This window comes from Bowmanella pacifica (genome assembly GCF_014645355.1).
Lineage (GTDB): Bacteria > Pseudomonadota > Gammaproteobacteria > Enterobacterales > Alteromonadaceae > Bowmanella > Bowmanella pacifica.
In genome coordinates this window covers 168,135-180,869 of record NZ_BMLS01000006.1, presented here as the reverse complement: position 1 = coordinate 180,869, position 12,735 = coordinate 168,135, and the positions used below count along the sequence as shown (strand labels likewise).

Sequence of the window (12,735 nt, the reverse complement as noted above, 5' to 3'; positions counted from 1 at the left end):
AATTATGAATAGATGTTTTTCGGTATATCTGGATTTTATTCGATTTTTGGCTGCTGTTGCCGTCTTTGTTTCACATGTGCCGGCTTTTGCTGGAGGATGGTTGTGGCAAGTTGCGGGCTTTGGTCATGAGGCTGTTGTCGTCTTTTTTGTCTTATCAGGCTTTGTGATTTCGTACGTCGTATATGAAAAAAAAGAGACCCTTAGTCACTATGCTGTCAGCAGGTTATCAAGAATTTATTCTGTGGCCCTACCTGCCATCCTGATAACCTTGTTTCTCTATTACCTCGGGATGGAAATTAACGGTCAGGCATTTGAGCTAGTTAACGAGAAACAGCGGGATCCTGTATGGACTGTATTTTCTGCATTTTTGTTTATCAATCAAAGCTGGATTGCGACCCCCTTTTTTTCAAATCTACCTTACTGGTCAATTGGCTATGAAGTACTTTACTACCTCTTTTTTGGCGTAGCGGTATTTAGTAAAGGGCCAAAGAGAATCGGTCTTATGCTGATTGTCTTTATGTTGATGGGGCCCAGTATATTGTTGTACTTGCCTTTGTGGTGTTTGGGCGTGCTCTGTTTTAAGTTAATAAAGCGTGTTCAGCTATCATTTTCCGTCTCTGCTTGGTTGTATTTGATGTCGTTGTTAGGCCTGTTCTACTTCTTAAGAGGCGAGGTTCAGTCTGAAGTTAACACTTTCGTAGCGCTACATATTTATGATGGGGTATACAAGTTTTTACTTGAGCCTGCTGATCACTTTGCTTCTGACTATTTGCTTGGGATGGTGGTGTTTCTGAATATATTTAGCGCTTATCATTTAACTTGCAGCTCTAACTTTTTCAAACTGGGTCAAAAAGCGAATACATGGATTAAAGAAGCCTCTGCTCACACATTCTCACTCTATTTACTGCATATGCCGATGCTTTTCTTTATCTCTGCAGTATTCCCCTATGATGTTAATTCGTCCGTCAATTTGATGCTGTGTTGGGTTGCCGTACCTTTATCGATATTTTTCTTAAGTCGGTGGTTGGAATCACATCGAGGTTATTACCGGCGCTTTTTTGATGGCCTTTTTCTAAGGTATGCAACCTGAGTATTGTTACCCGTTAAGCTTTTTACGTCACTGGTAGAAAGAACGTAAGAAAACAAGCAGGGCATGTTTTCTTACGCTTTGGCAATAGTGACGGCTCGGACAGGGGCAGGGTAGCCTTCAATGGTTTTACTCAGATCATTGGGATCCAGAAAGTCTTTCAGCGAATGGGTGCGCATCCATTCGGTGCTGCGTTGTTCATCCACACTGGTCGTGGAGACATCCACGGTGCGGATATCACTAAAACCGACTCTGGTGAGCCAGTTTTCCAGCGCTGCCACACTGGGAATAAACCACACATTGCGCATCTGGGCGTAGCGTTCACCCGGTAGTAATACGGTGTGTTCATCGCCGTCTACAACCAGGGTTTCCAACACCAATTCGCCGTCTTTTCTGAGCAGACTCTTAAGCTGCTGCAAAAAATCCAGAGGGCTCTTGCGATGGTACAGTACCCCCATGGAAAACACCGTGTCGAAGCTTTTTAGTGCCGGCAGGGCTTCGATACCGACGGGAAGCTGAAATACGCTATCATCGCCAATAAAGTGGTTAAGAATCATAAACTGCATTAAAAACAGCGGGTAGGGGTCAACGCCAACCGCCAGCTTGGCTCCTTCGCCGCGCATACGCCACAGGTGATAGCCACTGCCGCAGCCAACATCCAGTACTGAACGTCCTGCTAATGGGCTTAAATGGGGAAGTACTCTGTCCCATTTCCAATCTGAGCGCCACTCGGTATCGATATGCACACCATGAATATGAAATGGACCTTTACGCCAGGGTTTAAATTGCTGCAACAACCCCACAATCTGTTTTTGCTCATAGGGGGTTGCGTCGCTGTCACTACCCACTCTAACCTGGCTTAGCAAGTCGACATCTGTTGGATGGATTGCGGGCAGTTTTTCGAGCAACCTTTGCCATTTATCCAGGTCAGTTTTATTCTGTTTATGCCATTCGGCCAACTGGGCGGGTAACACTTCCAACCAGGGAGACAAGTCGGTGCCGGCAATGCGGCGGTAAAAGTCCTGAAAATGTTGCATGGATTACCTACTTGATGGCCACGATAGAGGTGAAGTTAAAGCACTTAAACCATAAGATCACATCGCTGAACCCGGCTTGTTGCAGTCGTTTGGCATGTTCTTCAAAACTGTCGGTTTTCATCACATTCTCCAGTGCCGTGCGCTTTTGGCTGATTTCCAGTTCACTGTAGCCATTACGGCGTTTGAATTCGTGATGAAGTTCTATCAGCAGTTCATTGCCTTGTTCTGACGGATGGCGAATTTTCTCTGACAGTACAAGGATACCACCCGGTTTTAATCCGTCGAAAATGCCCTGAATAATCGCCTGGCGCTGACCGGGTTCAATAAACTGCAGAGTAAAGTTCATCACTACCATAGACGCATTCTGAATCGCGACATTCTGCAAATCGTCACAGATTACCTCGATAGGGACCGCGGATTTAAATGCCTGGATATGACGCTGACAACGCTCCACCATGGCCTTGGAGTTGTCTACGCCGATGATTTTACAATCCGGAACCTGAATATACCGGCTGGCCGCCAGACTTACCGCCCCTAATGAACAGCCCAAGTCGTATAGTTGCGTGCCGGCCTGAACATAACGACCTGCCATTTGGCCAATGGCATCCACTATGGTGTTGTAACCCGGCACTGAGCGCTGGATCATATCCGGAAACACCTCGGCAACATTTTCATCAAAGCGAAAATCAGAAACTTGTCCGAGTGGACTGGAATAAATGGCGTCTTTACCGGATGAAATCATGTTGCGTTGGCCAAAGAAAAAGGGCGGCTATTTTAGCGAATGCCTTGGGGGCTGTCACCCTGCCACTAGGGAAGGCATATTGGTGCATTTCTATGCATACGGGCCAGCTTTTGCGATTACGACTTATGCCTGTCAGGCACATTTTGCTAGGATGTAAATTCCATTGTTAGTGAGCCATGCAGTTTATGTCTTCAAACTCTTATCCAATCGGTACCCCCGGACAGCCCTGGGGAGCACATGAAAAAGCCGCCTGGTTAGCCAGGCAAAGGGTACAGCGTTCTTATGCCGATGAGGTAGAGCAGCATATTCTGGCGTTGCGGGATGTCTTTAAGGTGGAGCAGTATGGGCAGCTTACATATGCCGATGGCGACTATGGTTTGTACGGCCTACGTAGTGCCCAATGGCAGCCTAATTTGCCGACTGCATTGATTACCGGCGGTGTACACGGATACGAAACCAGCGGCGTGCAGGGGGCATTACGTTTTGCACAGACCCAGGCAGCGGATTATCAGGGGCGTTTAAATCTGCTGATCGTGCCCTGTATCAGCCCTTGGGGATATGAAACTATCAACAGATGGAATCCGGATGCCATTGATCCTAATCGTTCCTTCTATGTGGGTAGTCCAGCCGGGGAGTCGGCTGCTTTGATGCATTGGCTGACCAGGATGAATGTGCAGATCAACATGCATATCGACTTGCATGAAACCACGGATACAGATAATTCAGAGTTTCGCCCAGCACTGGCCGCCAGAGAGGGTAAAACCCACGATAACTGGAACATTCCTGATGGCTTCTATCTGGTGGGGGACACATTCAGCCCGGTGCCGCAATTTCAACGAGCGGTGCTGGATGCTGTGCAAGCGGTGACGCATATTGCCAAGGCCGATGAAAATAATCAGCTCATCGGCTCACCTGTGGTGCAGCCAGGTGTAGTGAACTACGACACCAAGAAGTTAGGGTTATGTGCGGGGGTGACGGATGCCTTGTATGTCACCACTACTGAGGTGTATCCAGACAGTGCCATGGCCACGCCCGAGCAGTGTATTCAGGCGCAGGCGGCGGCAGTGTGCGGTGCCTTGGGCTATGTGTTGAGGCTGAAATCTTAACGGGGCGCATTTTCGCGCCCTTTTTTATGCCGAGGTGTTTGCCTCAAAGTCTTCTGACCACTTGACTGCCTGACTGTATAAATCGGGTAGGGTCTCTTCGGTTATCTTTAATTCTTGGCTGTGCTTTTGTGTGCTAAGCCAGTCGCCACTTTCATAAGCTTTTACCAAGGCTTGTAGTGAGTGAAGCATGCCTGGCTTGTTCAGCAAGGCTTGTTTGACGTCTTCTTCTAATGGCAGTCTGGCCAATACCTGTTCCATTGGTTGGCCGAGCAAGGCATCAACCAGAGAAAACAAGCCAGTCAGAAAGGCCATATCTGTCAGGTTGGGGGCTACCTTGTTGCAAATCAGTTCGCAAAACCGTGCCCGCAGAATCGACATACGGATCAGTTCCAGAGGCTTATTGTTACCGCCCAGATGGGCGGTTGCGATGAGACAGATAAATTTTCTGGCTTGCTCTTCGCCCAGGTAGATCAAGGCTTGCTTGATTGAACTGATGGGCTCGCGGACTTCAAACAAGCCTGAATTGATAAATCGCAGTAGCTTGTAAGACAGTGACAAGTCTCGTTCAAAATACAAGGCCAGTTTGTTGTAACTAAAGTTGGGTTTCAGCACTTCCAGATAGATGGCCAGAATCATATGATGCTGCGCTTCGATATCGGCATGCTCCACCATTTCCGGTACGCAGAAAAAGTAGCCTTGGAAGAAGTCAAAGCCGAGCTCTTTTGCATGCTCAAACTCTTCGTGGGTCTCAATTTTCTCGGCCAGGAAACGCACACCCTTGCGATTACGCAAGGTGGGCAAAATACTGGCTACTTCGTCCAGACTGGTTCGGCGGATATCAATCTTGATTAACTTGGCAAAGTTTAAAAATCTTTCCCAGTCCGGATGGTAAACAAAATCATCTAACGCAAAGCGATAACCGGCGTGGAATAACTGTCGACAGGCCTGATAGATCTCGTCATTGGGTTCCACATCCTCCAACACTTCGATCACTATGTCCCTTGGTGGAAGCAGAGCGGGTAAATGATCGAGCAGGCTTTGCTGAGAGAAATTAATCAGCGCCATTTTATTTCGACAGAGGTGTTTAAAGCCAATATTCAAATGCTGGTTTAACACTAGCCGACTGGTTGCCACATCGGGTTTGACGTGGCGGGGGAACGCATTTTCAATGCCGTCCCTGAAGAACAACTCATAGGCGACCGTCTGCTGACGTCGATTCAGAATCGCCTGCCTTGCTGTATATACTTTCATAAAAACAGATCACTTCCTTCATTCCGGGGCAATACTGCAAGGACGGAAGGCCCCTTGCCGACAACAACAAACCCGGATTGCGCCTTACGGCAACTATACAAACTACGCAGAACTGGCATGCCAAACCCTGACTATAGGGTTATCGATTATATAATATAATTCAGTCCGGCAGGTCAGGCCATGTGACGAAATGCCTAAACCCTAAGTTGAACTTAGGTTTACGCTTAATTTACCCCTTACTAACAATATTTTTGCGTAGGCGACCGTCCGATTCAGTCGAACCTTTTAAGCCTCTTATTTTTAGCTCTTTTTTGTGCATTTACCTAGCAGGAAAAACGTACTTTCGTGTAGAATTGCGCGTTTATTCTTTGTGCGCGGCGTTTTTGAGGCCGCGCGTAGCCAGATGCATTGAAATTGAGGAAAACATGGATCTTGAAGCCATAAGCAAAGAGGCCGCAGAATTGGTGGCCAACGCCACCGATATGGTCGAGTTGGATAAGGTCAGGGTCGAATTCCTTGGCAAAAAAGGCAAGCTGACTGAGCTGCTAAAGGGGTTGGGGAAACTGTCCGCCGAGGAGCGTCCCGCCGCCGGTGAGCAGATCAACAAAGCCAAGCAAGGGATTCAGCAATTGATTCACGCTCGTTCTGAGTTGCTGCGTCGTCAGGAACTGGATGCCAAACTGGCACAGGAAAGTGTGGATGTCACGTTACCGGGACGTGGCAAAGCCACTGGTGGCTTGCACCCTGTCAGCCGCACTATCGAGCGGATTGAGAGTTTCTTTGCTGAACTGGGTTTTTCGGTGAAGCATGGTCCCGAAATCGAAGACGCATTTCATAACTTTGATGCCCTGAATATTCCGGCAGATCATCCTGCCAGGGCTAACCATGATACGTTTTATTTCAATCCTAATCTGATGTTGCGTACACAAACCTCCGGTGTGCAGATTCGCACCATGGAAGCGCAAAAGCCACCGATTCGGATTATTTCACCAGGGCGTGTTTATCGTAATGACTACGATCAGACTCATACCCCGATGTTCCACCAGGTGGAAGGCCTGATGGTGGACAAGAACGTCAGTTTTGCCGACCTCAAAGGCATTCTCAGTGACTTTGTGCGTAACTTCTTTGAAGAGGATCTGGAAGTTCGCTTCCGTCCGTCTTACTTCCCCTTCACTGAGCCATCTGCAGAAATGGATGTCAGAACCAGTAGTGGCAAATGGTTGGAAGTACTGGGTTGTGGCATGGTGCACCCTAATGTATTGCGGGCAGTGAACATTGACCCCGAGGTTTATACCGGTTTTGCCTTTGGTATGGGAATTGAGCGCCTGACGATGCGCCGCTACGAAGTTAATGACTTGCGTGCTTTCTTCGAAAACGACCTGCGTTTCTTGAAACAGTTTAACTAGGAATAAATAGCAGCATGAAATTCAGTGAAAAGTGGTTAAGAGAATGGGTTAACCCTGCTATTTCCACCGAACAATTGTCTGAGCAGCTGTCTATGGCTGGTCTGGAAGTCGATGGCGTGGAAGCAGTTGCCCCCGAATTCAGCGGTGTGGTAGTAGGCGAGGTGGTGGAATGTGGCCAGCACCCAGACGCCGACAAATTGCGGGTCACCAAAGTGAATGTGGGCGGCGAAGCGCTGCTGGACATCGTTTGTGGTGCGCCCAACTGCCGTTTGGGTCTGAAAGTCGCGGTGGCCGTAGTGGGTGCCGTACTGCCCGGCGATTTTAAAATCAAAAAAGCCAAGCTGCGTGGTCAGCCTTCTCATGGCATGTTGTGCTCCGCTTCAGAGCTTGGTTTATCTGAAGACCACGACGGTATTATTGAGTTGCCACTGGATGCGCCTATTGGCCAGGATATCCGAGAGTACCTGCAACTTGACGATGTCACCATTGAGGTAGATTTAACTCCTAACCGTGCAGACTGCCTTGGTATTAAGGGTTTGGCACGGGAAGTTGGGGTGCTAAATGAGTTGCCTGTTAGCAACGTGGTGATAGCGCCGGTTGCAGAGCAAATCGAGCAGCAACGCAGTATTGTGTTGCAGGCACCTAAAGCTTGTCCTCGTTATTTAGGTCGGGTTATTGAAAACGTCGATATGCAGGCCAAAACACCGACTTGGATGAAAGAGCGTCTGCGTCGCAGCGGTGTGCGCAGCATCGATCCTGTGGTGGATGTAACCAACTATGTATTGCTAGAGCTTGGTCATCCTATGCATGCCTTCGATAACGATGTGCTGCAAGGTGAGGTGCAGGTTCGTTTAGCTAAAGATAAAGAAAAGTTGGTATTGCTTGACGGTCAGGAAGTTGAACTGGCTGACAATACCTTGGTCATAGCCGATGAGCACAAAGCGCTTGCTATGGCAGGTATTTTTGGTGGTGAGCACTCTGGTGTAACGGCGCAAACCAAGCATATTTTCCTGGAAAGTGCTTTCTTTTCACCCGATGCCATTAAAGGTCGGGCACGTCAGTATGGGTTACACACCGATGCATCACACCGTTATGAGCGTGGCGTAGACCCCAAACTGCAGCGGGATGCTATGGAGCGCGCTACGGCGCTGTTGCTGGACATTGTGGGTGGCCAACCGGGCCCTGTTGTTGAGGCCGTGAGTGAAGCGGACTTGCCTGCTGAGCGCCAGGTAACACTTAAGCGCGCCAATCTGGACAGATTGATCGGCATTCAGATTGATACCGATAAAGTGACCGATATATTCCAGCGTCTGGGTTTAAATGTACAAACCGGACAGGATAGCTGGACAGTGGATGTACCCAGTTACCGCTTTGATATTGCCATTGCCGAAGATCTGATTGAAGAAGTCGCCAGGGTATACGGCTATCACAATATTCCGCCAGCGGCTCCCAGTGCCAGCTTGCAAATGTCTAAGCATCAGGAGCGTATCACGCCATTGATGTTGATGAAGCAACGTTTGGTGAGTTTGGGTTTCCAAGAGGCCATTACCTATTCCTTTGTTGATCCTAAGGTTCAGAAAAGCTTGTACCCAACTTTGGATGCACTGGAATTGCCACATCCGATTTCGGTGGACATGTCGTCCATGCGCTTAAGTTTATGGCCGGGTTTGTTACAAGCTGTGTCATACAACCAAAAGCGTCAGCAAAGCCAGGTGGCCTTGTTTGAGACCGGTCTGCGCTTTTTGCCCGACGCCAATGAAGCGGCTGGCGTTTCTCAGCAAGCGGTCATCGGTGGGGTCTTGGCGGGCGTTCGTCAGACCGAACATTGGGATATGACCACTGCCGCGGTGGATTTCTTTGATATTAAAGCGGCGGTTGAAGCCCTGATTGCCACTACGGCTGCGGTGGATGAATTCAGCTTTAAAGCGGTTGAACACAGTGCCTTGCACCCCGGACAAGCCGCGGCGTTGTACCGCAATGGTAAGCAAGTTGGCCTGCTGGGCGCTGTACATCCACAGTTTGAAAAAGAGCTGAAACTCAACGGCCGCACCTATGTGTTTGAGCTGGAATTGGATGCTCTCAGCGAACGGCGAATCCCCCAGGCTAAAGAGATTTCACGCTATCCGGCAAACCGCAGGGATATTGCATTGCTGGTCAAGGACAGCCATACTGTCGCTGACATACTTGCTTGCATAGAAAAATTTGGTGGAAATCAGCTAGTTGGCCTAAACTTGTTTGACCTTTACAGAGGAAAGGGCATTGCTGAGGGGCATAAGAGCCTGGCGATTTCCTTGACACTGCAGGACCCAGCGAGAACCCTTGAAGAGCATGAGATTCAAGCTGTGGTAGAGCGAATTCTGGCCGCGTTGTCAGAGCAATTTGAGGCATCTCTGAGGGATTGAGTTTATGGCGCTGACGAAAGCCGATATGGCTGAACATTTGTTCGAAAAGCTGGGCATGAATAAACGTGACGCTAAAGACCTGGTTGAATCCTTTTTTGAGGAAGTCAGGGAAGCTTTAGAATCTGGAGAACAGGTAAAACTGTCTGGATTCGGCAACTTTGACCTTCGCCAGAAAAATGAGCGTCCTGGGCGTAATCCCAAAACCGGTGAAGACATTCCCATCAAGGCACGAAGGGTAGTGACATTCAGGCCCGGTCAAAAGCTTAAGAGCCGGGTGGAAAACTCCGAACCTCAAGCTTAACCAGTACCGCAAGGCGCACAATATGTGCGCCTTGTTGTTTTTCTGTTCTGCAGCGTATTTTGCTTTATACCGGGCTGCGGGTTTTTATACACAGCAGTACTATCGTTTTTACCGTTTTCCACTAAAATTCCTGCCAATGCAGCCACTCCTTTTTGTTTGAGCATGTTCAGACAAATGCGAATTGCAATTTGACCTGATTAACCTATGGGCCGTTGTTTACCTCTGGCCTTGGTTTTGAATAGTGATTTTGTTTGAGGTTCGCATGCCTGTTGTTAAAGCTTATCCCGATTTTCCGTCTGCCCCCGCCAGTTTGTTGGGCCGTTGTGTCTACATCAAGCGTGGACCATATCAGGGACGGACTGCCAAAGTACTTAGAAAAATGACTGAAGATACCTATCAGGTGGGACAGCAAGAGCTCGGTGCCGAACTGATTGTGGTGCGCCGTGATGACGTGATCGCAGGCAGGCGTAGCAACAGAAAAAAGCGCGCCAAGTGATCCTGGCTGCCTGATTTCTCGTAGTTTAAGCTATCAATATACCAACTACCGAGAATGAGCATGCCCAAAATTGGCGTTAGCGCCTGCGTAATGGGTGACAAAGTGCGTTATGACGGCGGTCATAAACAGTCTTCTTTTGTTACCCAGCAGTTACAACCCCATGTGACTTACCAGCCCATATGTCCGGAGCTGGGTATTGGCATGCCAGTACCACGTCCAACTATTCACTTAAGAGAAATGTCTGACGGGGTTCACCTGACGGATTCACGCAATGGCTTATTAGATCATACCGAAGCAATGCAACAGTTCTTTGCGCGCCAACTACCCATATTAGAGCAGCTTGATGGTTACGTCGTGGCGGCAAAAAGCCCAAGCTGTGGTATGGAGCGCATCAAAGTGTACGACAGTGAAGGGCAGTTGTTACACCGTGCTGGGCAAGGTCTTTTTACCCAATTGTTGAAGACACATTTTCCTCATCTACCTGTTGAAGAGGACGGGCGACTTAACGATGTCGGCTTGCGAGAAAGTTTCATCACCAGGGTGTTTGTTTATCACGAATTCAGACATAAGGTGATGGCGTCCCTCAGTGTGCATGCGCTGGTCAAGTTTCACAGTCGTCATAAGTTGCTTGTGATGGCGTACAGCCCCGTTTTGTACCGTGCTTTGGGGCGATTGGTTGCCCAGGCCAAAGGGCAGGAACATACCATCGCCCAGGAATATCTGGCTTTGATGATGCAAGCATTATCCAAGCCCACCAACAGGCGCAAACACACTAACGTGCTGATGCATATGCAGGGCTATTTTAAACGTGATTTGATGCCGGCCGACAAGCGGGAATTGAGTCAACAGATTGACGATTATCGACTGGGACGGGTTCCGCTGTTGGCGCCTGTGACTCTGCTGAAACACCATTTACGGCATTTTCCTAATGCGTATCTGGCACAACAATCTTATTTTGACCCCTACCCACAGGAACTAGGATTGAGGGCCTGATCTTTGACTGCTTTGGTTTGGCTGCGCAGCGATCTGCGCACGGTCTGGCATAGTCCGTTAACTTATGCCACAGAGAATCATGAGCACGTCAGCGCGGTTTATTTTGTCACGCCCGGTCAGTGGCAACATTACGGGCTGGCCCCCATTAAACTCGATTTGCTGATGCGAAGGCTTTTGGCTTTGCGGGAAGAGTTAGCCGAGCGCGGACTGTCCTTAAATCTGATCGAGGTGGAAGACTTTAATGCTATTCCCGGCGCGTTAAAGCAGTTGTGTAGTCAGCACAGTATTACACATTTGTACTTTAACGCTGAGTATGAATTGGATGAACGCAAACGGGATCATGAGGTAAAAGAACTCCTGGGTGCTCAGAATGTTAAGGTCGGCTTTTTTCATGATACCTGCATGGTACGGCCAGATCGCTTGTTCAATAAGCAAGGCGCGCCGTACAAGGTTTTTACCCCTTATTTTCATCAGTGGCTAGACCAACTTAAAGCCAGTCTGCCGATACCTAAAGCCTGGCATGCGCCCGCTGACAGCCTCTGCTTGACTAACTCGCTGGATAAGGACCATGAAACATTGCGTCGCTGGTTAGATAAAAGCAGCGGGGGTTGGCCTTGTCGCGAGCAGGATATTGTCAGCCAGATACAAAGTTTCCTTAGCCAACATGTTGACCAGTATGCCGAGCTAAGAGATTTTCCGGCTCAGCAGGGAACCAGTGGGGTATCTCCCTACTTGAGTATTGGGGCGGTATCCCCTGCACAATTAACCTATCAGATGCTGGTCCAGCATGGTCCAGAATTGCTTGAAGGGCAGGGCGGGGCATTTGTCTGGTTGCGTGAACTGGCCTGGCGGGATTTCTACCGCTACGTTATGTTTCATTTTCCGCATGTGTGCCGTTATCGCTGTTTTAATCAAAAGTATGACCACTTCCATTGGCACAATGACAAGCAGTTGTTTGACGCCTGGTGTAATGGGCAAACTGGTTACCCTATTGTTGATGCGGCAATGCGTTGTTTGAACGCGACTGGCTGGATGCACAATCGACTGCGTATGATAGTGGCCAGTTTTTTATGCAAACACCTGTTACTTCCCTGGCGGTGGGGGGAAGACTATTTTATGCAAAAGCTCATTGATGGTGATTTTGCTTCTAACAACGGCGGTTGGCAGTGGAGTGCATCTGTGGGAACTGATGCCGCTCCTTATTTTCGAATCTTTAACCCGGCGGCCCAGGGGCAGCGTTACGATCCTGAAGGTGAGTTCTTGCTGCAGTGGGTGCCGGAATTAAAGGCGGTACCGCGCAAGTATCTGCATGAGCCGCAGAAGTGGCCAGGCGCCAGGGCGTTGGATTATCCATTACCTGTTGTTGAGCATAAACAGGCTGTTGCTGCGACCAAAGAGAGGTTTAGCCAGTTTTTAGAAAGCCAGAGTATGGCTGAATAACCCAGGCATAAAAAAAGCGACCTTTGGGTCGCTTTTCATTGTCACCTTAATACTGCGCGGTTAGCGCGGCTCGCGACACAGATTATCTTTGGCAGCCAGTTGCTCAGCCCAGTAGGCTTTCACTGAAAATGAAGATTGCTTAGCTTTGCTCTTAGGCTTAGGGGCCGCAGCTTTCTTCGCAGCAGGCTTGGCTTCGGCGGTTTTCTTTTCGGCCTTGGCAGCGGGAGCGGCTTTGCCTTTAGCACCACCCAATTCAGCGATCATTTCTTCCAGCTGTGCCAGACGCAGGTTTTTACCACCATCGACGGAATACCAGCCACCTTTTGCTTCAATGGCAGGCGCCTTACCATGGGCGGCCTGGTAGGCTTCGGTGAACTTAGCGATAATCTCGTCTTTATCCAACTTACTCATACTCGGGGACTCTCCCAATACATTAAAATCGTGCTTTTCTGCACGTAAAACAGCAGAATGCAC

The 12,735-nt window shown here is 49.0% G+C and carries 12 protein-coding genes; 8 read left to right on the top strand and 4 right to left on the bottom strand.

Annotation, left to right across the window (positions count from 1 at the left end; genetic code table 11):
* The first annotated feature begins 4 nt into the window (after positions 1–4).
* Positions 5–1,090 carry an acyltransferase family protein gene (locus IEX02_RS16770; protein ID WP_188697821.1) on the top strand — a complete coding sequence of 362 codons (1,086 nt, stop codon included), beginning with the start codon at positions 5–7 and terminating at the stop codon, positions 1,088–1,090.
* 71 nt (positions 1,091–1,161) lie between these two features.
* On the opposite strand, the gene cmoB is transcribed toward IEX02_RS16770, so the two are convergent.
* Positions 1,162–2,124 carry a tRNA 5-methoxyuridine(34)/uridine 5-oxyacetic acid(34) synthase CmoB gene (gene cmoB / locus IEX02_RS16765; RefSeq protein ID WP_188697817.1) on the bottom strand — a complete coding sequence of 321 codons (963 nt, stop codon included), beginning with the start codon at positions 2,122–2,124 and terminating at the stop codon, positions 1,162–1,164.
* Between the two features lie 7 nt (positions 2,125–2,131).
* Positions 2,132–2,863 (bottom strand): carboxy-S-adenosyl-L-methionine synthase CmoA, encoded by a 732-nt coding sequence (gene cmoA / locus IEX02_RS16760; protein ID WP_188697962.1) that lies wholly within the window; start codon positions 2,861–2,863, stop codon positions 2,132–2,134.
* Between the two features lie 188 nt (positions 2,864–3,051).
* Here cmoA and IEX02_RS16755 point away from each other — a divergent pair, with 188 nt between their 5' ends.
* Positions 3,052–3,972: a M14 family metallopeptidase gene (locus IEX02_RS16755; RefSeq protein WP_188697814.1), complete on the top strand. Its 921-nt coding sequence runs from the start codon at positions 3,052–3,054 to the stop codon at positions 3,970–3,972.
* Between the two features lie 24 nt (positions 3,973–3,996).
* Here the strand turns inward: IEX02_RS16755 and IEX02_RS16750 are convergent, their stop codons facing one another.
* Positions 3,997–5,223: an EAL and HDOD domain-containing protein gene (locus IEX02_RS16750; protein ID WP_188697811.1), complete on the bottom strand. Its 1,227-nt coding sequence runs from the start codon at positions 5,221–5,223 to the stop codon at positions 3,997–3,999.
* Between the two features lie 425 nt (positions 5,224–5,648).
* On the opposite strand from IEX02_RS16750, the gene pheS reads away from it, so the two are divergent.
* The 6 genes from pheS (at position 5,649) to phrB (ending at position 12,261) form a co-directional block, all read left to right on the top strand.
* Complete coding sequence (pheS, locus tag IEX02_RS16745) at positions 5,649–6,629, top strand: phenylalanine--tRNA ligase subunit alpha (RefSeq protein ID WP_188697808.1); 981 nt, start codon at positions 5,649–5,651, stop codon at positions 6,627–6,629.
* 14 nt (positions 6,630–6,643) lie between these two features.
* On the top strand, positions 6,644–9,031 hold the full coding sequence (pheT, locus tag IEX02_RS16740) for a phenylalanine--tRNA ligase subunit beta (protein WP_188697807.1): 2,388 nt from the start codon (positions 6,644–6,646) through the stop codon (positions 9,029–9,031).
* Between the two features lie 4 nt (positions 9,032–9,035).
* Positions 9,036–9,332 carry an integration host factor subunit alpha gene (locus tag IEX02_RS16735; RefSeq protein ID WP_188697804.1) on the top strand — a complete coding sequence of 99 codons (297 nt, stop codon included), beginning with the start codon at positions 9,036–9,038 and terminating at the stop codon, positions 9,330–9,332.
* Positions 9,333–9,594: 262 nt separating this feature from the next.
* A complete protein-coding gene (locus IEX02_RS16730) occupies positions 9,595–9,828 on the top strand; it encodes a DUF3912 family protein (protein WP_188697801.1) in 234 nt (77 codons plus the stop codon).
* Positions 9,829–9,888: 60 nt separating this feature from the next.
* On the top strand, positions 9,889–10,821 hold the full coding sequence (locus tag IEX02_RS16725; protein WP_229702263.1) for a YbgA family protein: 933 nt from the start codon (positions 9,889–9,891) through the stop codon (positions 10,819–10,821).
* A 3-nt stretch (positions 10,822–10,824) separates the two neighbouring features.
* A complete protein-coding gene (gene phrB, locus IEX02_RS16720) occupies positions 10,825–12,261 on the top strand; it encodes a deoxyribodipyrimidine photo-lyase (protein ID WP_188697795.1) in 1,437 nt (478 codons plus the stop codon).
* Positions 12,262–12,321: 60 nt separating this feature from the next.
* Here the strand turns inward: phrB and IEX02_RS16715 are convergent, their stop codons facing one another.
* Complete coding sequence (locus tag IEX02_RS16715) at positions 12,322–12,672, bottom strand: hypothetical protein (protein ID WP_188697790.1); 351 nt, start codon at positions 12,670–12,672, stop codon at positions 12,322–12,324.
* Between the last annotated feature and the right edge of the window lie 63 nt (positions 12,673–12,735).